The sequence below is a fragment of the Streptomyces sp. NPDC002206 genome (assembly GCF_053593595.1).
In genome coordinates this window covers 22175-46268 of record NZ_JBSFCW010000020.1, presented here as the reverse complement: position 1 = coordinate 46268, position 24094 = coordinate 22175, and the positions used below count along the sequence as shown (strand labels likewise).

The window sequence follows — 24094 nt, the reverse complement described above, 5'->3', positions numbered from 1 at the left end:
CCCGTCCGACGACCGAACACGACTGACCTCACGTCACGAGCCCATCACGATCGACAAGTTGACACCGAAAGCGGTATTGCGGCGCTCGTGCACCCGGCGTAGGACTGTGCGCACAGGAGCAGACACTCACGTACAGGCAGGCGCACAGGAGAGACGGGGCACGGATGCGCACAACGCTTCGGATTCGCAGGGCCGCCATGGTGTTCACAGCCATCGGCGCACTGGCCCTCACCGGCTGCGGTGACGACGGAAAGGAAAAGGCGGGCGGAGGTTCCAGCAGCTCCAAGGAGACGCCTTCGGGTGTCTCACTGCCCAAGCTGGACGGCGAGAAGATCTCGGTCGCGGCGGTCTGGACCGGCCCCGAGCAGGCCAACTTCGTCAAGGTTCTCAAGGAGTTCGAGAAGCGCACGGGCGCCACGGTCACCTTCGTCCCTGCGCAGGACCCGATCGTCAACTTCCTCGGTACGAAGATCGCGGGCGGCCAGCCGCCGGACGTCGCGATGATCCCGCAGGTCGGCGCGATCAAGCAGGCCGTGGAGAAGAAGTGGGCCAAGCCGGTGGGCGCCGACGCCAAGGCCCAGCTGGACAAGAACTACTCGAAGGTCTGGCAGGACCTCGGCGCGGTGGACGGCACCCAGTACGGCGTCTACTTCAAGGCCGCCAACAAGTCCCTGATCTGGTACAACGCCAAGGCGTTCGAGAACGCGGGGGCGAGCGAGCCGAAGACCTGGAAGGACTTCATGGCGACGGCCGAGACGGTCTCCGCCTCGGGTGTCACCCCGGTCTCGGTCGGCGGGGCGGACGGCTGGACCCTCACCGACTGGTTCGAGAACATCTACCTCTCCCAGGCGGGCCCGGAGAAGTACGACCAGCTGGCCCAGCACAAGATCAAGTGGACCGACCCGTCCGTCAAGGACGCGCTGACCACGCTCGCCGAGCTCTTCGGCAAGCCGTCCCTGATCGCGGGCGGCGCGGACGGTGCGCTGCAGACGGAGTTCCCGGCCTCGGTCACCCAGACGTTCACCGGCGGTGACCAGCCCAAGGGCGCCATGGTCTTCGAGGGCGACTTCGTGGGTATCAACATCGCGCAGACCAAGGCGAAGATCGGTACGGACGCCAAGGTGTTCCCGTTCCCGGCGGTCGGCGCCGAATCCCCCGTGGTGACGGGCGGCGACGCGGCGGTGGCCCTGAAGGACAGCAAGGGCGCCCAGGCCCTGCTGACCTGGCTGGCCTCGACGGACGCGGCGAAGATCTGGGCCGAGCAGGGCGGGTTCATCTCGCCGAACAAGGCCCTGGACACCGCCGCGTATCCCAACGAGGTGCAGCGCACCATGGCGAAGGCGCTGATCGCCGCCGGTGACGCCGTCCGGTTCGACATGTCCGACCAGGCCCCGCAGTCGTTCGGCGGGACGCCCGGGAAGGGCGAGTGGAAGACCCTCCAGGACTTCCTGAAGAACCCGAAGGACATCGCGGGGACCCAGGCGAAACTGGAGTCCGACGCGGCCAAGGCGTACAAGAGCTGACGGGATGACGACAGCGACAGCGGGGGGCGCCGACGCGGTGCCCCCCGCCGACAAGCGTCCCCCTGAGCGCTCCGAGCGCCCTGGGCAGCCGCGCCCCCGCAGGAGCGTGACCGGCACCCGCAAGATCGTCGCGACGGCGTTCCTGCTGCCTGCGCTGGTGCTGCTCGGCGCGCTCGTGCTCTACCCGATCGGCTACTCCGTCTACCGGTCGTTCTTCGACCAGTCGGGTACGGGCTTCGCCGGTGTCGACAACTACAAGGCGCTGTTCACGGACGACACCATCCGTACAGCCGTCAAGAACAACGCGATCTGGGTCGTCTTCGCACCGACGATCTCCACCGCGCTCGGGCTGATCTTCGCGGTGCTGACCGAACGGATCCGCTGGGGTACGGCGTTCAAGCTGATCGTCTTCATGCCGATGGCGATCTCGATGCTGGCCGCGGGCATCATCTTCCGGCTGGTGTACGACCAGGCCCCGGAGCGCGGGGTCGCGAACGCCGTATGGGTGGGTGTGCACGACACGTTCGCCGAGTCGGCCGGCTATCCGAAGGCGCACCCGCTGCCCGTCCATCCGCTCAAGGCGGGCGGCGGCGGATCGTTCGTCACGAAGGTGCCGGTACGGGCCGGCGAACCGGTCCAGTTGCCGCTGGTCGGTGTGGCGCCCGCGAAGATGCCGACCGACGCGAAGCCGGCGAAGGCGGCCACCCCGCAGTCCGGGAAGGTCACCGGTACCGCATGGCTGGACTTCACCAAGGGCGGCGGCGGCAAACCCGATGTCATCGACACCAAGGAGCTCGGTCTCAAGGGGCTCAAGGTCGAGGCGGTCAAGAACGGCAAGGTGGTCGCCTCGGCGAAGGCCGCCGCGGACGGTACGTTCACCCTGCCCGCCTCGGCCGACGGCACCCTGCTCCGGCTCCCCGCATCGAACTTCAAGGAGCCGTACAACGGGGTCGACTGGCTCGGCCCCACCCTGGTGACGCCCGGAATCATCGGCAGTTACGTGTGGATGTGGGCGGGCTTCGCGATGGTGCTGATCGCGGCCGGACTCGCGGGCCTGCCGCGTGAACTCCTCGAAGCGGCCCGGGTGGACGGTGCCAACGAGTGGCAGGTCTTCCGCCGGATCACCGTGCCGATGCTCGCGCCCGTGCTCGCGGTCGTGCTGGTCACGCTGATGATCAACGTCCTCAAGATCTTCGACCTGGTCTTCATCATCGCCCCGGGTTCCTCCCAGGACGATGCGAACGTCCTGGCCCTCCAGTTGTACCGGTCCTCGTTCGGCACGGATGCGGACCTCGGGATCGGCAGCGCCATCGCCGTACTCCTGCTGTTGCTGGTGATCCCGGTGATGATCTTCAATATCCGCCGGATGCGGAGGGAGAGGCGCCGATGACAACTCCGTCGACCACGGTCGCCTCCGGCCGGAGGTCCGGGGGTTGTCCCCCGGAAAAGCACGGCAATATCCGCCGGATACGGAAGGAGGGGCGCCGATGACAACCCCGTCGACGACGGCCGCGGCCACCCGCACGACCCCGGCCTCCGGCAGCGACGCGGCGCGGGCGAAGCAGTCCCTCGGTTCACGGATCGCGGCCCGCGCCGGCGGCGGCGTGATGCGGGTCCTCCTCATCCTGGTGGGCCTGTTCTGGCTGATGCCGACCATCGGACTGCTGCTCTCCTCGCTGCGCAGCGGCGAGGAGATCGCGGCGACCGGCTGGTGGAAGGTCTTCACCGCCCCGTCCCAGCTCACCTTCGACAACTACTCCCGGCTGCTGGACAATTCGACCATCACCCACTCCCTCCTGAGTACGGTGATGATCACTGTCCCGGCGACGGTCCTGGTCGTGGTGTTCGGCTCGCTCGCCGGGTACGCCTTCGCCTGGATGGACTTCCCCGGCCGCGACTGGTGGTTCCTGCTGGTCGTCGGGTTGCTGGTGGTCCCGGTGCAGGTCGCTCTCATCCCGGTGTCCAAGCTCTTCGGCGAGATCGGGATCTTCGAGACCACCTTCGGTGTGATCCTCTTCCACACGGCGTTCGGCCTGCCCTTCGCGATCTTCCTGCTGAGGAACTTCTTCGCGGAGATCCCGCGCGAACTCCTGGAGGCGGCCCGGCTCGACGGGGCGGGTGAGATCCGGCTCTTCACCCGGGTCGTGATGCCGCTGGGCGGTCCGGCGATCGCCTCGCTCGGGATCTTCCAGTTCCTCTGGGTGTGGAACGACATGCTGGTCGCGCTGATCTTCGCGGACTCCGACTCGCCGCCGATCACCGTGGCCTTGCAGCAGCAGGTACGGCAGTTCGGCAACAACATCGATGTACTGGCGCCCGGCGCCTTCGTGTCGATGGTGATTCCACTTGCCGTGTTCTTCGCCTTCCAGCGCCAGTTCGTCTCCGGCGTGATGGCGGGCGCGGTCAAGTAGCAGCACCGCACAGAAATCCAACAGCTGTACGTCGACCGGATGTACGTCAACATGGGGCGTGTCCCGTTACTCCAAACGGGCACGCCCCACCTGGCACTTCGCGCGAATGCCACGTTTCGGCGTAACCATCGCGCCCCATCGGCCGTTTGCGGACCACCCGCCCGCACCAGCGAACGACCCATGGATGTGTTGTGCCCAGGTTCAGTGTCATCGTGCCCGCGTACCGGGTTCAGGCGTATCTGCACGAGAGCCTGGACTCGGTGCTGAGCCAGTCCTACGCGGACTTCGAGGTCATCGCGGTGGATGACTGCTCCCCCGATTCCTGCGGCGCCATCATCGACGGGTTCGCCGCACGCGACAGCCGGGTGCGGGCCCTGCACCTGCCGGAGAACGTGGGCCTCGGCCTCGCCCGCAACGCCGGGATCGCACAGGCCACCGGCGACTACCTGATCTTCCTGGACAGCGACGACACTCTCGCCCCCGGCGCCCTGCGGACCATCGCCGACCGGATCGCGCGGACCGGGGAGCCGGACGTCCTGGTCTACGACTACGCCCGTACGTACTGGACGGGCGAGAGCGTGCGCAACGCCTTCGCCGGGTATCTCGCCGAGACCGGCGCCGCCACCTTCACCCTCGCCGACCGGCCCGGTCTGCTGAAAGTCCTCATGGTCGTCTGGAACAAGGCGTACCGCCGCGAGTTCGTCGAGGCCGAGGGGTTCACCTTCCCGCCCGGCTACTACGAGGACACCCCGTGGACCTATCCGGTGCTGATGGCCGCCGGTTCGATCGCCGTCCTCGACGAGGTGTGCGTCCACTACCGGCAGCGGCGCCGGGGCAACATCCTGTCCACCACCAGCCGCAAGCACTTCGACATCTTCGACCAGTACGACCGGGTCTTCGCGTTCATCGACGCCCACCCCCGGCTCACGAACTGGCGGCCGGTGATCTATCGCCGGATGCTCGACCACTTCTCGACGCTCTTCACCACCCGTGGCAGGCTGCCGCGCGGCAGCCGCGGCGAGTTCTTCCGCCGCGCCCGCGCCCACTGCGGCCGCTACCGCGTCCCCGGCGCCCCCGCGCCACGCCGCGCCCGACTGCGCCACGGACTGATCCGGCTGGGCGCGCACCGTACGTACCGCGCCCTGTGGACCGCGCAGCTGCTGCGGGGGTGGCTGCACCGGATCGCCGGGGCCGCACGCCGGGTGGTGCGGGCCGGCGCGCTCCAGGCGTACTACCGCGTGCAGCTCCGGCTGCCCGTGCGCGCGGACCGCGCGGTGTTCGCTGCGTACTGGCACCGCGGCTATGCCTGCAACCCGGCGGCGATCGAGGAGAAGGCCCGCGAACTGGTGCCCGGGCTGCACACGTCATGGATCTGCCGCGCCGAGGACGCGCACACCGTCCCCACCGGAATCCGCCGGCTCACACCGGGAACGTACCGCTACTGGCAGGCGCTGGCCCGCTCCAAGTACCTGGTGAACAACGTCAACTTCGACCGGCGGCTGGTCAAGCGGCGCGGCCAGGTGCTGCTCCAGACCCATCACGGCACTCCTTTGAAGACGATGGGCCTGGACCTTCAGGACCGTCCCGCGGCGGCCGGCACGATGGACTTCGAGCAGCTGCTCGCCAACGTCGACAAATGGGACTTCTCGCTCTCCGCGAACCGGCACTCCACCCTTGTGTGGGAAAAGGCCTACCCGTCGGAGTCAGCCGGCTTGGAGACATTGGAGTACGGCTGTCCGCGCAACGACCTCTTCCGGCGGGCCACCGCCGACGATGTGGCGCGGTTTCGCGAGTCGATCGGCATCCCCGAGGGTGCCACCGCCCTGCTGTACGCCCCCACCCACCGCGACTACCGGCGCACCCAGCACCTCGGCCTCGACCTGGAGCGGGTGGTCCGGGCGCTCGGCCCCGACTTCGTGATCCTGACCCGCGCGCACTACTCGTACGAGGCTCCGCCGGCCCGCGGCACGCACCCGCGAATCATCGACGTCAGCGACCATCCCTCGGTCGAGGCGGTCGCGCTCGCCTCCGACGCACTGGTCACCGACTACTCGTCGCTGATGTTCGACTACGCCAATCTGGACCGGCCCATCGTCATCCACAACAGTGACCGGGAGGCGTACGAGGCAGCCCGCGGCACCTACTTCGATCTGCGCTCCTGCCCACCGGGTGCGATCGCCCACAGCGATGACGAGCTGCTGGACATCTTCGCCACGGGCCACTGGCGCGACTCCCGCTCCGCGCAGCTGCGAGCGGCGTTCCGGGCGCGGTTCTGCCCGTACGACGACGGGCACGCGGCGGAGCGGGTGGTGCGCCGGGTGTTCCTGGGCGACACGACCGTGCAGGTGCCCGCGGCGTCTGCGGTGTCCCTCGCGGAGCGTTGTCCGGGGCCCGCGCCGGTCCCGGCGTCCGTCCCCGTACCGGCTCTGTTGAGCGGGACCTCGCCGGGACGCAGTCCGTCGACCGGACCTGACCGCCCGACCACCTGACTTACCGGCCTTCCGACTTCCTGTTGTCCCCCGTCTCCCCCGCTGTCTGCGCCCACGGGTGCCAGTGACCGAGAAAGAGCGTGTATGCCCCGGCTGAGTGTCATCATCCCCGTCCGTCGCGTCCGAGGACATCTGCGCGAGTGCCTGGAGTCGGTGCTCTCGCAGTCGTTCACGGATATCGAAGTGATCGGCGTCGACGACGGGGCGCCGGACGGTTCGGGCCTGCTGCTGGACGAGTTCGCCGCCCGGGACGATCGGGTGCAGGCCATCCACCTCCCGGCGGGCGAGGGCGTGGGTCCCGCCGGGCGGCGCAACGCCGGGGCCGAGCGGGCCGTCGGGAGCCATCTGCTCTTCCTGGAGGCGAACTTCGTCCTGCTGCCGGGTGCCCTGCAGGCCGTCGCCGACGCGCTGGACGGGGCGGGCGACCCGGAACTGCTGCTGTTCGGCCATCACAAGCGGTCGTTCCGCGGCAGGCCGCGGCCGACCAGGTCGCTGGAGGTGCTGCACGAACTGCCCGTGGGTCCCCTCACCCTCGCCGACCACCCCGAACTCCTCGACATCGCACAGGTCTCCTGGAACCGGGCCGTACGCCGCACCCTCCACGAGTCCGAGAAGCTGGCCTTCGGCCCCGGACAGCACGGCGAGCGGATGTACGCGCTCCAGACGCTGGCCGCCGCCGAATCCGTCGCCGTCCTGCCGGTCGCCTGCGTCGAGCACCGCCAGCAACGCTATCTGCCGGACCTCGCCGACGCGTCGGAGCCGACCGACGGCACGACACCGCTCCAGCTCGTCGAGGCGTACGCGGGGCTGATGACGTTCCTCCGGGACCGGCCGGCCCTGCATCCGCTGCGGGCGCTGCTCTTCGAGCGGGCCGCCCAGGAACTCCTGGCCGGATACCCGTCGGTGGAGCGGCGGCGCAGGCGGTACGTGCGGTCCGTGGCCGCGTTCCACCGTACGCACCGGCCCGAGGGGCACCGGTTCCCGGGCGGCGCCAGGGGGCTGCGGCCACGGCTGATCGGCGGCGGTCGGTTCGCCGCACTCGGCGCCCTCGACACCGTCCTCACCCTGCGCCGGAGCATGCGCTCCGTGCCCACCGCACTCCGGGCGCGTGCGAAGCGCACGCTGTCCGCGCGCTACTACTGGTGGCAGCGCAGGCGTCCGCTGGACCGCGGGCTCGCCGTCTACGCCGCGTACTGGAACCGCGGGGTCAGCTGCAACCCGGAGGCGATCTTCCGCAAGGCCCAGGATCTGGCCCCGCAGGTGCGCGGCGTGTGGGTGGTCTCGAAGAACCAGGTGGACACGGTGCCGCCCGGCATCGACCACGTGGTGCCGGGGACCCGCCGCTACTGGGCGACGGTGGCCCGTGCCACGTACTTCATCAACAACGTCAACTTCCCCGACCACCTGGTCAAACGCCCCGGTCAGGTCCATGTGATGACCCACCACGGCACCCCGCTGAAGATCATGGGCCTGGACCAGCAGGAGTATCCGGCGGCGGCGCAGGGGCTGAACTTCGACCGGCTGCTGCAGCGCGTCGACCGGTGGGACTGGAGTATCTCCGCCAATCCGCACTCCACGGAGGTGTGGGCCCGCGCCTACCCGAGTGCCGCGCGCTCGCTCGAAACGGGCTACCCGCGCAATGACGTCTTCACCACGGCGACGGCCGGGCAGATCGCCGAGATCCGGGCCGGGCTGGGCATCCGCCCCGGTCAGCGGAGCGTGCTGTACGCGCCGACCCACCGCGACTACGAGGCGTCGTTCACCAGCAGGATCGATCTGGAACGGCTCGCCGAAGCGCTCGGCCCCGACACCGTGATCATGGTCCGGGCACATTACTTCTACGACGAGGCGGGGCTGCCGGACCGTCCGTCGATCCTCGATGTCTGCGACCATCCGCGGATCGAGGAGCTGTGCCTGGCGGCCGACGCGCTGGTGACGGACTACTCGTCGGTGATGTTCGACTATGCCGCGCTGGACCGGCCCATCGTGGTGCACGCCCCGGACTGGGAGACGTACCGCACGGTGCGCGGGGTCTGCTTCGACCTGCTGTCCGGGGAGCCGGGAGACACCCCGGGGGCCGTCTCCACGAGCACGGAGGAGCTGGCCCGGATCTTCCTCGACGGCAGCTGGAACAGTCCGGAGAACGAGGCCCTGCGGGCCGCTTTCCGGGCGAGGTTCTGTCCGTACGACGACGGGCGGGCGGCGGAGCGGGTGGTTCGGGCGGTGCTGCTGGGGGAAGAAGGGGCACCCGGCGGGCGTTAGTCCTCAATCGCCGGACGGGCTTGTCCTTGCCGCCCGGCGATTGATCGCGCACCCGTTCCCGGGATGCGCCTCAGCGTTGCTGGCCCGCCATGACCGTGACGAGGCCGACGACCACGAGCAGCGAGCCGCCCCAGGTCCACATCGAGGTCCGCTCGTGCAGCACCGTCGATCCGGCCAGCACGATCAGCAGATAGCCGAGCGCGTTGAACGGGTACGCGATGCTCAGCGGCACCTTGGCCAGCGTCGCCATCCAGGCGAGCGCGGACACCGCGAAGACGAGGAGCCCGAGGACGACCCACGGGCTGGTCGCCGCGCGCATCGCCAGGGATCCGCCGTCCCGCCCGGCCGCCGCCGCGGCACCCTTCATCCCGTGCTTGAGCATGATCTGGCCGCCCGCCGACGCGAACACGGCGAACAGCAGCAGCGTCAGACTGGGCAGGGTCAAGGTCTTGCTCCTGACGGGGGCGGCGGGCACCGGCTCGGGGGTGCGTGCGGAGTGGGGCACGGAGTCGGCGGTGTCCGTCTCAGACTCCGACCTGGCCGGCAGGGGCGTACTGTCGGTTGAGGATGTCCTGTACATCGACGTGCTCTCCAGCGATGATCGTCTCGGCCGCATGCGGGGTCAGCAGTGCGACGTGCTGATAGCCGAACAGCGTCGGCCGGATCCTGGTCAGCAGCTTCGACAGGCCGCCGAGGATCGTGGCGAGCGGTCCGCGACCGCCGAGCAGCGACCAGAACGGCGCCCCGGTGGACGCGATGTCCAGAACGTCGTAGCCGGCGTTCCGGACGGTGCGGCGCAGGCTGGCCCGGGTGAAGAAGCGCAGATGCGTCTCGTCGAGGATGCCGCGCCGGTCGTAGTCGAAGACTCCGAGCGCCACCCGCAGCCGTGAGTACCAGTGGCTGAAGTTCGGTACGGACAGCAGCACATGGCCGCCCGGCCGGAGCACGGTCGCGGCCTCGGAGAGGACGCGTTCGGGACGGGAGAGGTGCTCGATGACATCGCCGGCGACAACGTAGTCGAAGTCGGCGCCGATCTCCTCGGGCAGCCCCTCCTCCAGGTCGGCGAGGTGGAAGTGCGTGCACTTCTCGCGGACGCCCGGGACCTCGATGTAGTCGACGCCGGTCACTTCGTGGCCGAGCGCCACCAGGCGCTGCGCGAACAGGCCGCCGGAGCAGCCGAGATCGAGGACGCGGCCGGGCGGCAGTGCTCGCATCTTCTCCAGGATGACGGCGTGCGAGGAGCCGTCGCCCTCCTTGAAGGCGTACTCGACGGGCTTGGGGATCCAGGCGCAGGTGCCGAACCCCTTGATGGCGAGGCGGTATTCGAGGACGTCCTTGATGACGTCCTTCGCGTACTTCAGGCCGTTGACGTAGCAGATCTCGTCGCCGTAGTACGTCGGGACGGGGATCTCCTTGATCCGCATCCCTTCGTTGAGCAGCTGGACGATGATCTGGGTGTCGAAGTCGAACGCGTCGGTGTTCCGGGCGATGGGCAGTTTCTTGAGGGCCGCGACGCTGTAGGCACGGTAGCCGGAGTGGAATTCGGTGAGCTTCGAGCCGAGGAGCCTGTTCTCCAGGCGGGTGAGAATACGATTGCCGAGCCACTTGTACATCGGCATGCCGCCCTTGAGGGCGCTGCCGGACTTCATCATCCGCGAACCGAACACGGCTTCGCATTCGCCGCGCTCGATCGGCGCGACCATATCGGGCAGCAGTTCGGGGGCGTACTGTCCGTCGCCGTGCAGCAGCACGATGATGTCCAGTCCGTGTTCGGCGGCCAGCGCGTATCCGGCCTTCTGGTTTCCGCCGTATCCGAGATTCTTGGTGTGCCGCATCACGACGGTCCGCGGCATTCCCTCCGCCAGCGACCAGCGGCATCCTGCGGTGAAGGTCGCATCATGGCTCGCGTCGTCGAGAATGAGGATCTCGGAGATCCGGGACCGGAAATCCTCCGGAATCCGGTCGAGGGTCTTCTCCAGCGTCATCTCGGCGTTGTACGCGACCACCAGGATGCCGATCCTGGGGCTCGTGCTTTCCTTCACGGGAGGATCTCCAGTTGCGCTCGGGTGTGGTCAGTTGACGGCGGAACCGAACGGATGCGAGGTGCGGGGCGCAGTGACCGATGCCGGTTCGCCGGGGGACGACGGGGGCCCGTCCGGCGGGGCGGCGAGAATCCCGCGGACGCCTCTGACCAGGCAGACCGCGAGAACGAACCAGCCGGCAGTGCCCAGTTGCAGCACCGTCTCGCTCCAGTGCACGGGGGAGCGTCCCTGGTAGCCGAGGATGGCTGTCCAGCCGAGCAGACAGCTGTACGCGACCCCTTCCCAGAACCCGATGACGAACATCGCGGCGGCCGCCCAGGTCAGGTACTGCAGGCCGGACGCGGTGGAGAGCAGCAGCAGGAGGCCCATCGTCACGGCGACGACACCGGGCAGCTGCCCGGGCCGCACCCAGGCCAGCCAGACACCGACGGCCACACAGATCAGCACGAAGAGGAAGTGGCCCTCGCCGCGCATGAAGGTGATGAAGGACTCCGGCAGGCCGAGCACATCGGCGAACCGGACGAGGCCCCAGAGGCGGTATCTGCCCCCCGTGTACTCCAGGACGTTCTCATTGAGGTTCTCCGGCACGGTCACCAGCACGGGTCCCCAGACGAGCGCGACCAGCGCGGTGAACCCCGCGGTGAAGCGGACGAACACCGGCCGGCCGGCCCGCAGCGCGACGACGAAGAGCGCCGGGATCACCACGACCGGGATGAACTTGACGCTGATCGACAGCGCGGCGGCCACCCCGGCGGCCAGCGGCGACCTCCGGTCGGCCAGTAGATACGCGGCGGCGAGGGCGAAAGCGATGGCAACCGCGTCGGTGTTGCCGTGGTAGCCCGAGGTGGCGATCAGCACAGGGCTGAGGGCCACTCCGATCCCGCAGGCGACCGCGGTGCGCAGACTGCGACGCCGCCGGACAATTTCGAACACGATGAGTGTGCAGAAGAAGTCGGCGATCGAAGCAGGTGACCGGATCAGCGTCCCGAACGGAATTCCGAGCTCGGCGAGTTCATTCAGCCCGAGGAGCATCCAGCCGGCCAGCGGCGGATGATTGTAGACGGGCAGGCCCGGCAGCGGCTGCTCATAAATGCGAACGGGGCCGTAAACGGTGATGGCCTTGGCGAAACCTTGGAAAAAGCGCACATCGGCGGGGCCCGACGTGTTCGCCGCGATCAGCATTCTGACGAGCAGCCCTATGGCCGCGGCGACGAACACGACAGCTCTCGCGCGCCGCACGCTCCAGGCGTCGCACCACGTTCGGATACCCATGAAAACGAACGTAGCAACCCGCAGCGGCTATCCAGTGCACCGATCAACATACTTAAGCGAACGAGTGAATCGCTCCCCGCCCATCTGCACGTACGTGGACGGTGAGAATCACTCGAACGGTTCACTTATCCCCCCTTGCGCGGGCGCTTCCTGCCGTTCACCACCGCTGCACCCCGGAGTCCGGTTCCGGTCCCGCACGGGCACGGGGGCCGGAACCGGACTCCGGGGTGGACTACCGGGGGTCGGGCTGCAGCATCCGGTCGACCACCCGCTGCGCCGCATGCCCGTCGTCGAGGTCGCAGAAGTCGCGCCGAAATGCCTCGTACGCCTGCGCGTGTCCCGCGGTGGCCCGGACCGGGTCGCGCAGCGCCTCGATGAGATCCGCGGAGTCGGGGATCAGCGGGCCGGGGGCGCGGTTCTCGAAGTCGAAACAGAAGCCGCGCAGGGTGTCGCGGTAGTGAGCGAGGTCGTACGTGTGGAACAGCATCGGGCGGCCGGTCTGGGCGAAGTCGAACATCAGCGAGGAGTAGTCGGTGACGAGCGCGTCGCTGATCAGCATCAGCTCACCGACGTCCCCGTAGCGCGAGACGTCCCGCACGAAGCCGCTGCCGCTGTCCGGGAGCCGGTCGGTGACCAGATAGTGGCGCCGCACCAACAGCACGGTGTCGGAGGCGAGTTCGCGTTCGGCGGCGGCCAGGTCGAGCTGGAGGTCGAGGGCGTATCTGCCGCCGCCCTGCGGCCGGTCCTCACGCCATGTCGGCGCGTACAGCACGACCCGCTTGCCCGCGGGGATCCCCAGCCGCTCCCGTACCGCGGCGGCCACCTTGGTGCGGTCCGAGGCGTGGAAGAGGTCGTTGCGGGGATAGCCGCACTCCAGCATCTCCCCCCGATACCCGAAGGAGCGCCGCAGGACGGAGGTGGAGAAGCTGTTCGGGGAGACCAGGACGCTCCACTGGCTTGCGCGCTGTTCGATGGTGGCGATGTAGGCGGCATTGGCCTGGGCCGTGTCCGCGAGGTCGAGGCCGATGCGCTTGAGCGGGGTGCCGTGCCAGGTCTGGACGACACTCTGGCCATCGCGCCGTTCGAACCATTCGGGCAGCTGGGTGTTGGTGACGATGTGGCGGCTGCGCGCCAGCGCCTCGTGCCAGGCGGCGGAGCCATGGACGACGGCGGTGGCGCCCGCGGGGATCCGGGCCTGCTGATCGCGTACGACCCACAGATGCTCGAACGCGGTGGTGCGGGCGGCCAGTTCCTCGTAGATCGCGCGCGGCGAGTCGGAGTACTGGCGCCCGTCGAAGCTGCTGTGCAGGACGGTGTCGCGCAGGGGGGCGGTGCGCTGTCCGGCGTACGCCTCGCGCAGCAGCCGCTTGCCGCGGGCGCCGCGCTCCGCCGCGGTGAGCATGGACGCGGCGTTGACGAGCAGCTGGTCGTGGTAGCGCCGCTCGATGACGTAGGTGCGGCCCGAGAGCGTACGGGCGGCGGGAAGGGTGCGGTGGGCGGCGGCCGGGATGCGCAACGGCATGTCGCCCGTGTCGTCGGCGGCGCCCTTCGGGCGGAGGAAGAAGTACCAGTGGCCCTCCCCCAGGGGCAGCGGGCCACCGGGCGCTTCGACGGCGTCGGGCCGCAGCTCGGCCCTGAACCGCCGGGCCTGCGCAGGCCCGGAGAACACCACCGGGAAGACGGCCTCCTCGTCGTGACCGCTGTGCCGGGCCACCAGCTCGACGGGGCGGTCGGGGTCGTCGGGGAAGGTGCCCTCCAGGAGCAGCAGCCCGTCCTCCGTCCAGCTCGCCAGCTCGCAGGCGGGCTGCACGGGCCGGTCGCTGATCAGCAGGTTGCCCCGGGAACTGGCGGTGAGCGCGAGCTCACGCGGCTCGTCGGCGCCCCCTTCCGGTGCGGGCGAACCGATCGGGTAGCGGCCCGGCGGAACGGGCCCCGGCACGTCGATCGGTGTCCTGCGGCCGTCCGGTCCGACCAGATGCAGGCTGTACGCGACGGTGGCCGCCTCTGTCGTCGGCCGCGCGTCGGTGACCGCTGCGAGCGGGACCACGGCGGTGAAGCGCCGCCAGCCCGCCGCCGACGGCACGGCGCCCTCGTGGACGGTCGCCGGGAAGTCGAGGGAGGTGCTGGAGGGACGATGGGTGAGACCGATCCGGAGCGGTCCCTTGCCGAGACGGTCGCGGATCATGCCACTGATCACCACGGTGGCGGTCCCGTCGCCCGCATCGCCCGCCCGGTGTGTCTCGAACCGGGCGTCGATCCGCTCCGCGTGAACCACCAGCTTGCCGCCCTCCAAGGCGGGCACGATGCGGTGGTCGCCGTCCGGTCGATGCACGGGCGGCGCCGCCGCGGCCACGTCGGTGGAGACGTCGGAGCGGCGCAGCATCCCGTGTCCGGCGATGCCGACTTCGAGGCGCCAGGTGAGCCGTTCCGTGTCGCCGTCGGCGGAGATCCGGAGCCGGGCCGGGTCGATGACCGTCTCGAAGCCGGACCGGTCGTAGTCGTGCAGGCTCTGCCGGGAACGGACGGTGGCCTCCGGCTCATCGACCGTACGCAGCCGCAGCGGCACCACGTGCCGGCGCCCGGCCCGCAGCCAGCCGGCCCGGAACTCGCTGTGCCACGAGCCGGCGGGCAGGTTGCGGATGTACGCGTACCCCTTGAGGTGCAGCTTGCCGCCCTGCCAGTGCGCCTCGCGCAGCCGGGCGGTGAGCGGCAGGTCCCGGTCGCCGACCCGCAGCACCGAGCGCGGTACCGGCCCGGTGAGGGCCGGGTACGAGGCGCTGCGGTGCCGCACGCCCCGTACGGCGAAGGCACCGGGTTCGGCCTTGTCGTGGGCGAGCAGCTCCAGCAGTTCGTCCGTGCGCCGTTCGCGTACGAGATGCCACATCAGCCGCAGCCGCAGCGGCAGCCCGTCGAGGACGGCCGGGTCGACCTGGTCGGTGAACTCGTTGGCGTACGTGAGGAAGGCGCGGCGGTACTCGTCGTCCCCGTCGGGCAGCGCCTCCATGAAGTACCAGAGGTCGTTGGCGAGGACATGCGCCTCGTAGTGGCGTTTGTCGGCGGCGCCGCGGTGCTGTTCGAGGAAGGTGGAGACGCCCAGTACGTGCGAGGCCCGGTCCCGGATGCCGCGGACGACGGCGCGGCGGGTGGTGATCGAGCCGGCCCGGTCGCGCCAGTGGTAGACGGCGTCCTTGACCACGTCGACGGAGCGGGCGAGGAAGTGGGCGGGGAGGACGACGGGGATGTCCTCGTAGAGGGTGCCGACCGGGAAGGCGAAGGCGTGTTCGTCCCAGAAGGACCGGCGGAAGACCTTGTTGCAGGCGATCCGGTCGGCGGCGAGGTCCCAGTCGCGCGAGATGTGAGTGCGCAGCCGGGTGGTCGCCATGGGCTTGCGGAAGTTGGGCGACTGCTGCAGCTTGCCGGAGGCCCGCAGCCGGAGCACATTGCCGGATGCGATGTCCGAACCCGTCTTGTCGAGTACGCCGACGAGGAGTTCGTACGCCCGGGGCGGCACGATGTCGTCGCTGTCGACGAAGGCGACATAGCCGCTGCCCGGATCGCAGTTGCGGACACCGGTGTTGCGGGCGTGCCCGAGGCCGCCGTTCTTCTGGCTCACCAGCCGGAACCGGCTGTCCTGTTCCGCGAAGGCAGTGGCCAGGGCGGCGCTGCCGTCGGTGGATCCGTCGTCGACCATCACCACCTCCAGGTCGTCCATGGTCTGCTCCGCGAGGGACTTCAGGCAGTCCGTCAGATAGAGCTCCACGTTGTAGACGGGGACGACGACACTGAGCCGTGGCGGCATGTTGAGCACGTCCGTTCATCGGGGGCCTGGTTGTCCGTATGGCTCAACCGCGTGAACGGCCGGGGGTCACCGGTTACGGCCTCGAACGAGTGACATCACAAGCCGTTCAGGAACACCATCGCACCACGCGGTCGGCAGCGTGGCCGTCATGGTACGGACGGAACCACTCCCGGAACATGCCCCGGAGCCCGCCCGCCCGCTGTGACCTCCACTCCCCGATCCGAAGACCCCCGGCAGCTCGCCCTCGGTGGTGGCGACAGCTCCGGGGGTGTCGCCGGGGCGGCCGGACGGCAGGCCGACGTGCGCGCCGTACGAGGCCCGGTAGGCGTACGGGCCGGGGCGCAGCCGATGGTCGGGCGGTCAGTTCTTCTTGAGGGCGGCGACGGCCGACTCGGCCAGATCGTCCAGATAGCCCTTGGGCAGATCGCCGCGGACCACGGCGAGCCGCCAGTAGAGCGGGCCGACGATCAGGTCCAGGGCGCGGTCCGGGTCGCTGTCCTCGGGCAGCTCACCGCGGGCGACGGCGTCCCGGACGACCACGGCGGCGATGCCCTGCTGCGGGTCCAGCAGGGCCGACTTGATCGTGTCGGAGATCTCCGGGTTCCGCGCCGCCTCGACCAGCAGATCCGGGATGACCTGCGAGGCGACGGGGTGGCGCAGCGCATAGGCGGCCAGCTGGAGCACAGCGCGGACATCCCCGTACAGCGAACCGGTGGCCGGCGCCGGCATGCCCTGGACCGCGACGGCGGAGACCAGGTCGAGGACGAGGGCCAGCTTGGACTTCCAGCGGCGGTAGACGGCGGTCTTCCCGACGCCCGCGCGCCGGGCGATGCCCTCGATCGACATCCGGGCGAAGCCGACCACCGCCAGCTCCTCGAAGACGGCGCTGCGGATGGCATCGGTGACGTCCTCGCGCAGCACAGCGGCTCCGGCGGGGACGCGGCGGCGGGTTCCCGGGTCGGTGGTCATGACGCGAATGATAGTCCGTAACGACGAAACGGTTGCGTTGCGACGTGATCACGTCCTACTCTCGGCGTTGCGACGATACGGTTCCGTTCCGGCGTTCGCGATGGTTCCTGTCCTCCCGTCGAAAGCGATCGTGGTGAGCCAGACAACAGCCCCGCCGACCACCCCGGCGGTGACCGACGCAGCCCCCACCCCCCTCCTCCCGGTCTACGAGCCGGGTGAGCTCGCCGCGCTCGCGGCCCGGCACGGGCTGACCGTGAGCGGGGCCCGGCCGACACTCGGCGCGTACGTCCGGCAGCTGTGGGGCCGCCGGCACTTCATCACGGCGTTCGCCACCGCCAAACTCACCGCCCAGTACAGCCAGGCGAAGCTCGGCCAGATCTGGCAGATCATGACCCCGCTGCTCAACGCGACGGTCTACTACTTCATCTTCGGCATCCTGTTGAACACGAAGAAGAACGTCGAGGACTTCGTTCCGTTCCTCATCACGGGCGTGTTCATCTGGACCTTCACCGCCAGCTCGATCACCGCGGGCACCCGCGCGATCAGCGGGAACCTCGGCCTCGTCCGGGCGCTGCACTTCCCGCGCGCCTCACTGCCCGTCGCACTGGCGCTGCAGCAGCTCCAGCAGCTGCTGTTCTCCCTGGGTGCACTGGTCCTGATCCTGATCGGGTTCGGGCAGTTCCCCCGGCCGTCGTGGCTGCTGGCGATCCCGGCGCTGCTCCTGCAGACCGTCTTCAACACCGGGCTCTCGATGGTCGTCGCGCGGCTGGCCGCCCGGACCCCGGACATCGCGCAGCTGACGCCGTTCGTCCTGCGCACCTGGATGTACGCGTCGGGCGTCATGTTCAGCCTCGACGAAAAGCTGAAGGGGGACACGGTTCCGCACTTCGTGAAGGTGGCGCTGGAATGCAATCCGGCCGCCGTCTTCATCGACCTGATGCGGTTCGCACTCATCGACAGCTTCAGCGGGGCGCAGCTGCCCCCGCATGTGTGGGCCGTCGCCGCGGGCTGGGCGCTCGTGTGCGGAGTGGGCGGCTTCGTGTACTTCTGGAAGGCCGAGGAGCTGTACGGACGTGGCTGAGAACATGACTGGCGACAACGAGCAGGTGCCGACCGTCGTCGTGGACGACGTCCACATCACCTACAAGGTCAACGGCGCGCGCACCGGAAAGGGCAGCGCCACCTCGGCCCTCAGCCGGATCACTTCCCGGCGGCAGGCCCCCGGCATGCGCGAGGTGCATGCCGTGAAGGGCGTCAGCTTCGCCGCGTACAAGGGCGAGGCGATCGGCCTGATCGGTTCCAACGGCTCGGGGAAGTCGACGCTGCTGAAGGCGATCGCCGGTCTGCTCCCGCCGTCGAAGGGCCGGGTGCACACCCAGGGGCAGCCGTCGCTGCTCGGCGTGAACGCGGCGCTGATGAGCGATCTGACCGGCGAGCGGAACGTCATCCTCGGTGGGCTGGCGATGGGCATGACGCGCGACGAGATCCGCGAGCGCTACCAGAGGATCGTCGACTTCTCCGGCATCAACGAGAAGGGCGACTTCATCACGCTGCCGATGCGTACGTACTCGTCGGGCATGGGGGCCAGGCTCCGGTTCTCCATCGCCGCCGCCAAGAGCCATGACGTTCTGCTGATCGACGAGGCACTGTCCACGGGCGACGCCAAGTTCCAGCGACGCAGCAAGGAGCGGATCATCGAGCTGCGCAAGGAGGCGGGCACGGTGTTCCTGGTCAGCCACAGCAACAAGTCGATCACCGAGACCTGCGACCGGGCGCTGTGGCTGGAGGCGGGGACGCTGCGGATGGACGGTCCGGCGAAGGAAGTCGTCGCCGCGTACGAGAAGTTCACCACCAAGAAGTGAAGTCCGCCGCCGCGAACTGGGGGCGGCGGGCGGCGCGGTCACCTCGCGGGCGTACTCCCCCTCAGCCGCAGCAGCCCGCTCCTCCGGTTCGCCTCGCGCCGGCCCGGTGATCAAGCCCGTCCGACGATCGAGGACACCCCCACCGCCGGACGGTGAGGCACCACATCCAGCCCCGTCCGGCGTTCGAGGGGGGAGCGGCCGCCGGACGCACCGGCGGCCGCTCCCCCCTCAGACCACTACCCGTGCGTACGCAGCAACGTCCGCATGGTCCGCATGGCCACCGACAGGTTCGCCAGATCGAACGAGTCCGACCCCCGGATCTCCTCCAGCGTGGTGCGCGAACGCGTCAGGATCGCCGCGTTCTTGTCCTCCCAGGCCGCGAACCGTTCCTCCGGCGTCGACGTCCCGTTGCCCACACTCAGCACATCCCCGGTGAGCGCGGCATGCGCGGCGTACAGGTCCTCGCGGATGGAGGCGCGGGCCATGGACTGCCAGCGGTCGTTCCGCGGCAGCTCGATGATCCGGTCCATCAGCTGGGTGACGCCCAGCCGGTCGGCGAGGTCGTAGTAGACCTCGGCGACGGCAAGGGGGTCCTTGCCGATGCGCTCGGCGATCGCCACGATGTCGAGCGCCGGGAAGGCGGACGAGAATCCTGCGACGCGCTGCGCCAGCTCGTCCGGGACGCCCGCCTCGGTCAGCTCGTCCAGGATCGACTGGTACCACTCCTGGTCGGCGCCCTTCAGCATCTTGGGCAGTTCGGCCCAGACCTGGTCGACACCGTCCTTGAAGAAGCCGATCGTCTCGGCGATCTCCAGCGGCTGCGGACGGTTGCCGAGCAGCCAGCGCGAGCCGCGCTCGACGAGCCGGCGCGAGTGCAGCCGGATCCGGGTCTGCACATCGGCGGCGACCTTGTTGTCGAGCGCCTCGACGGCGTCCCACACCTGGCCGAGGCCGAAAATCTCGCGGGCCGCGGTCTGGGCCCGCACGATCTCCGCGATCGACGCGCCGGTCTCTTCCCGCAGCCGGTGCAGGAAGGTCGAACCACCGGTGTTCACCGTGTCGTTGACCAGCACCGTGGTGATGATCTCGCGGCGCAGTGCGTGCCCGTCGACCGCCTCGGGGAACTGCGCGCGCAGCTGCGCGGGGAAGTAGGCGTACAGCAGCTTCTGCAGGTACGGGTCGTCCGGCAGGCTGGTCTTGATCAGCTCGTCGGACGCGGTGATCTTCGTGTAGGCGATCAGCACGGCGAGCTCGGGCTGGGTAAGCCCCTTGCCGCCGTTCAGCAGCTCGCGGATCTGCCGGTCGGTGGGCAGGAACTCCAGCGCCCGGTCGAGGTGTCCGTCGCGGCCGAGACGGCGCATGAAGCGCTGCTGGGCGTGGAGCAGGGAGGCGGACTGGGCGACGGAATTGGCGAGCGCGGTGTTCTGGGCGTAGTTGTTGCGCAGCACCAGACGCCCGATCTCGTCGGTCATCTCGGCAAGCAGCTTGTTGCGCTGCTTGACGGTCATGTCTCCGTCCCGCACCAGGCCGTTGAGCAGGATCTTGATGTTCACCTCGTGGTCGGAGGTGTCCACACCGGCGCTGTTGTCGATCGCGTCGGTGTTGATCCGGCCGCCGCCCCGGGCGAATTCGATCCGGCCGAGCTGGGTGGCGCCGAGGTTGCCGCCCTCGCCGACGACCTTGGCCCGCAGGTCCTCGCCGTTGACGCGGATCGCGTCGTTGGCCTTGTCGCCGACGTCCGCGTTCGACTCGGTGGAGGACTTGATGTACGTACCGATGCCGCCGTTCCACACCAGGTCGACGCGGGCCTTGAGGATGGTCTTCATCAGGTCGGCAGGCGTCATCTTGGTGACACCCGACTCGATGCCGAGCGCCTCGCGGACGTGCGCGTTGACCGGGATCGACTTCGCGGTACGGGGGTGGATGCCGCCGCCCGTGGAGAGCAGTTCCTTGTTGTAGTCGGCCCAGGAGCTGCGCGGCAGGTCGAAGAGACGGCGCCGCTCGGCGTACGAGGTGGCGGCGTCCGGGGTCGGGTCGAGGAAGATGTGCCGGTGATCGAAGGCTGCGACGAGCCGGATGTGCTCGGAGAGCAGCATGCCGTTGCCGAACACGTCACCGGACATGTCGCCGACGCCGACGACCGTGAAGTCCTCGGTCTGGGTGTCGTGGCCGAGCTCGCGGAAGTGCCGCTTGACGGACTCCCAGGCGCCGCGGGCGGTGATGCCCATGCCCTTGTGGTCGTATCCGGCGGAGCCACCGGAGGCGAACGCATCGCCGAGCCAGAAGCCGTACGAGACGGCGACCTCGTTGGCGATGTCGGAGAAGCTCGCGGTGCCCTTGTCCGCTGCGACGACGAGGTAGGTGTCGTCCTCGTCGTGTCGGACGACACCTACGGGCGGCACGACCTCGCCGGCCACCAGGTTGTCGGTGATGTCGAGCAGCGCCGAGACGAACGTCCGGTACGCGGCGATGCCCTCGGCCATCCAGGCGTCGCGGTCGGCGGCCGGATCCGGCAGCTGCTTGGCGACGAAGCCGCCCTTGGCGCCGACCGGCACGATGACGGTGTTCTTCACCATCTGTGCCTTGACCAGGCCGAGGATCTCCGTACGGAAGTCCTCCCGCCGGTCCGACCAGCGCAGGCCACCGCGGGCGACCTTGCCGAAGCGCAGGTGGACGCCCTCGACACGCGGCGAGTACACCCAGATCTCGAACGCCGGGCGGGGCGCCGGCAGGTCCGGGATGGCCTGCGGGTCGAACTTCATCGAGACGTAGGAGTGCGGCTTGCCGCTCTCCGCCTGCTGGAAGAAGTTGGTGCGCAGGGTGGCCTTGATGACGGTGAGGAAGGACCGCAGGATCCGGTCCTCGTCGAGTGAGGCGACCTGGTCGAGCGCCCCGTCGAGCTCCTCGAGGAGACCGTCGGTCAGCTCGGTGCCGGCGCTCTGACGACCGGGCGACATCCGGGCCTCGAAGAGCGAGACCAGCAGACGGGTGGTGTGGACGTTGTTACGGAGGGTGTCCTCCATGTAGTCCTGGCTGAAGGTCGAACCGGCCTGCCGCAGGTACTTCGCGTAGGCGCGCAGCACCATCGCCTGCCGCCAGTTCAGACCGGCGCCGAGCACCAGGGAGTTGAAGCCGTCGTTCTCTGCCTCACCGGTCCACACCGCGGCGAACGCGTCCTGGAAGCGGTCGCGGGCGTCGTCGGCGAGGTAGTTGCCACTGCCGTTGACCTGCGGCATCCGCAGACCGAAGTCGTAGATCCAGGCGTGCTTACGGTCGGCGCAGCGCAGCTCGTACGGACGCTCGTCGACAACCTCGACACCGAGCCGCTGGAGCGCCGGAAGGACGGCGGAGAGGGAGACCTGCTCGCCGGTCCGGTAGATCTTGAAGCGGCGCTCGCCCGGGGCGGCACCGACCGGCTCGTACAGGCTGAGCGCGAAATCCTTCCCGTCGTGCTTGAGCGCTTCGAGGTGGACCAGGTCGGCGACGGCGGAGCGCGGCGAGTGGTCGGCCTTGTAGCCCTCGGGGAACGAGTGACCGTACTGCCGCAGCAGCTCGGCGGCACGCTCCTCGCCGCACTCGGCGTTCAGCGCCTCCTGGAAGCCGTCGGCCCAGGAGCGGGCGGCCTCGACAAGACGGGCCTCGATGCGGTCGGCCTCGACGTCGGTGAGGTCGGGCAGCTCGGTGCCGGGTGCGACACGGACGACGAAGTGCAGCCGGGACAGGATCGACTCGGTGTTCCAGGCGGTGAAGTCGACGCTGGTGCCGCCGAGCTCCTCCTTCAGGATGTCGATCAGCCGGAGCCGCACACCGGTGGTGTAGCGGTCGCGCGGCAGGTAGACGATCGCGGAGTAGTAGCGCCCGTACTCGTCCTGGCGCAGGTACAGCCGCAGCCGGCGCCGCTCCTGGAGGTAGAGCACGGAGGTGACGATGGAGCGCAGCTGGTCGACGGGCGTCTGGAAGAGCTCGTCGCGCGGGTACGTCTCCAGGATCTGCAGCAGGTCGCGGCCGTCGTGGCTGTTGGGCGAGAAGCCCGCGCCCTCCAGCACCTCGGCGACCTTGCGGCGGATGACGGGCACCCGGCGCACGGACTCGGTGTAGGCGGCGGACGAGAACAGTCCGAGGAAGCGGCGCTCACCGATGACGTTGCCGTCGGCGTCGAACTTCTTCACCCCGACGTAGTCGAGGTAGCTGGGGCGGTGCACGGTCGACCGGCTGTTCGCCTTGGTCAGGATGAGCAGCTTGCGCTCACGGGCCTTGGCGCGGGCGTCGGCGGGCAGCCGGTCGAAGGACGGGCTGACCGGGTGCGCCTCGTCCTCGCTGTGGTGCGGGTCGGAGCGCAGGATGCCGAGGCCGGTGCCGGGGACCGCAGCCAGTGCGTCGGTCTCCCTCAGCTCGTACTCGCGGTAGCCCAGGAAGGTGAAGTGGTCGGCGGCGAGCCAGCGCAGCAGCTCCCGCGCCTCGTTCACCTCTTCGTCGGCGAGGGCGTCGAGCGGCTCGCCGGGCAGGTCGTCGGCGATGCGCAGCGCGGCGTCACGCATCTTGTCCCAGTCCTCGACGGTCTCCCGTACGTCGGACAGCACCCGGAGCAGGTTCTCGGAGATCTGCTTGAGGTCGGAGCGGTCGGTCTCGCGGTCGATCTCGACGTGGATCCAGGACTCGACGACCGCGTCGTGCGGCAGCGCGGTCCTGGTGTCCTTGGCCCCGTCTGCGCCCTTGCGGACCTGCGGGCCCGCCGAGAGGCCGTTGCCCTCGGCGAGGACCTCGATGAGCCTGCCGGTGACATCACGGCGGACGACGATCTGCGGGTGGATCACGACATGGATGCCGCGGCCCTGCCGGGACAGCTCGTTCGTGACGGAGTCGACCAGGAAGGGCATGTCGTCCGTGACCACCTCGACGACGGAGTGGCTGGACGTCCAGCCGTTCTCCTCGACGGTCGGGGTGTGCACCCGGACGTTCGCGGTGCCCTGCGGGCGGTTCTCCGCGAGCCGGTAGTGGGAGGAAGCCGCACCGAAGACATCGACCGGGTCGCGGCCCGCGATGTCCTCCGGAGCGGTGTGCAGGTAGTAGCGCTGGAGGTAGGAGAGCAGCACATCCTCGCCGGGACGCTCGTCCTGCCCGGCCCCGGTGCCCCCGGCCCCGGCGCCGGCAACCTGCACCCGGGTGGTACCGCCCGGGCCGCCGACACCACCGCCCGGGCCGTTGTCAGCTACCTTGGCGGCCCGTGCGAGCAGCTCGGCCTTGGCTTCGTCCAGCTTGGTCTGCATGTCCTCTGGCTCCTGTCGCGCGCCGTTGCGTGACGTAGGTGAAAAAGGCGACGTACCGCCACGACACGGGGTTTCCGGTCTGGGACGACGCTATGCCGCTATGAGAGATACCCGGGACCTTATTGGCCATTTTTGGCAGTGGGTCCGGGCTGAGGGGATCAGTCATCGCCCGGGCACGTTGGCACTCCGGGCGCAGGC

General features: G+C 69.4%; 13 protein-coding genes. 7 read left to right on the top strand and 6 right to left on the bottom strand.

Annotated features, from left to right (window positions below):
- Positions 1-164: 164 nt before the first annotated feature.
- From ACWCP8_RS28470 to ACWCP8_RS28450, 5 genes are all read left to right on the top strand, one after another.
- Complete coding sequence (locus ACWCP8_RS28470; protein WP_352262695.1) at positions 165-1523, top strand: ABC transporter substrate-binding protein; 1359 nt, start codon at positions 165-167, stop codon at positions 1521-1523.
- Between the two features lie 4 nt (positions 1524-1527).
- Positions 1528-2913, top strand: a complete 1386-nt coding sequence (locus ACWCP8_RS28465) for a carbohydrate ABC transporter permease (protein ID WP_352262697.1) — start codon at positions 1528-1530, stop codon at positions 2911-2913.
- A gap of 97 nt (positions 2914-3010) precedes the next feature.
- A complete protein-coding gene (locus tag ACWCP8_RS28460; RefSeq protein WP_352262699.1) occupies positions 3011-3934 on the top strand; it encodes a carbohydrate ABC transporter permease in 924 nt (307 codons plus the stop codon).
- 191 nt (positions 3935-4125) lie between these two features.
- A complete protein-coding gene (locus ACWCP8_RS28455) occupies positions 4126-6423 on the top strand; it encodes a bifunctional glycosyltransferase/CDP-glycerol:glycerophosphate glycerophosphotransferase (protein ID WP_451118955.1) in 2298 nt (765 codons plus the stop codon).
- Between the two features lie 84 nt (positions 6424-6507).
- On the top strand, positions 6508-8685 hold the full coding sequence (locus ACWCP8_RS28450) for a bifunctional glycosyltransferase/CDP-glycerol:glycerophosphate glycerophosphotransferase (RefSeq protein WP_451118953.1): 2178 nt from the start codon (positions 6508-6510) through the stop codon (positions 8683-8685).
- 70 nt (positions 8686-8755) lie between these two features.
- Here ACWCP8_RS28450 and ACWCP8_RS28445 read toward each other — a convergent pair whose 3' ends face one another.
- The 5 genes from ACWCP8_RS28445 to ACWCP8_RS28425 all read right to left on the bottom strand — a co-directional run bounded on the left by ACWCP8_RS28445 (position 8756) and on the right by ACWCP8_RS28425 (position 16767).
- Positions 8756-9130 (bottom strand): DMT family transporter, encoded by a 375-nt coding sequence (locus ACWCP8_RS28445; RefSeq protein ID WP_352262704.1) that lies wholly within the window; start codon positions 9128-9130, stop codon positions 8756-8758.
- 79 nt (positions 9131-9209) lie between these two features.
- Complete coding sequence (locus ACWCP8_RS28440; RefSeq protein WP_451118951.1) at positions 9210-10727, bottom strand: methyltransferase domain-containing protein; 1518 nt, start codon at positions 10725-10727, stop codon at positions 9210-9212.
- A 30-nt stretch (positions 10728-10757) separates the two neighbouring features.
- Positions 10758-11999, bottom strand: a complete 1242-nt coding sequence (locus ACWCP8_RS28435; RefSeq protein ID WP_352262708.1) for a glycosyltransferase family 39 protein — start codon at positions 11997-11999, stop codon at positions 10758-10760.
- A gap of 232 nt (positions 12000-12231) precedes the next feature.
- Complete coding sequence (locus ACWCP8_RS28430; protein WP_451118949.1) at positions 12232-15807, bottom strand: CDP-glycerol glycerophosphotransferase family protein; 3576 nt, start codon at positions 15805-15807, stop codon at positions 12232-12234.
- Positions 15808-16158: 351 nt separating this feature from the next.
- The gene (locus tag ACWCP8_RS28425; RefSeq protein ID WP_352262710.1) at positions 16159-16767 is read right to left on the bottom strand and encodes a TetR/AcrR family transcriptional regulator; all 609 of its coding nucleotides are present in this window, start codon (positions 16765-16767) and stop codon (positions 16159-16161) included.
- A gap of 130 nt (positions 16768-16897) precedes the next feature.
- Here ACWCP8_RS28425 and ACWCP8_RS28420 point away from each other — a divergent pair, with 130 nt between their 5' ends.
- Positions 16898-17848 carry an ABC transporter permease gene (locus ACWCP8_RS28420; RefSeq protein WP_352262712.1) on the top strand — a complete coding sequence of 317 codons (951 nt, stop codon included), beginning with the start codon at positions 16898-16900 and terminating at the stop codon, positions 17846-17848.
- 4 nt (positions 17849-17852) lie between these two features.
- A complete protein-coding gene (locus tag ACWCP8_RS28415) occupies positions 17853-18629 on the top strand; it encodes an ABC transporter ATP-binding protein (RefSeq protein WP_352262790.1) in 777 nt (258 codons plus the stop codon).
- 236 nt (positions 18630-18865) lie between these two features.
- On the opposite strand, the gene ACWCP8_RS28410 is transcribed toward ACWCP8_RS28415, so the two are convergent.
- Positions 18866-23896: an NAD-glutamate dehydrogenase gene (locus ACWCP8_RS28410; RefSeq protein WP_382832330.1), complete on the bottom strand. Its 5031-nt coding sequence runs from the start codon at positions 23894-23896 to the stop codon at positions 18866-18868.
- Between the last annotated feature and the right edge of the window lie 198 nt (positions 23897-24094).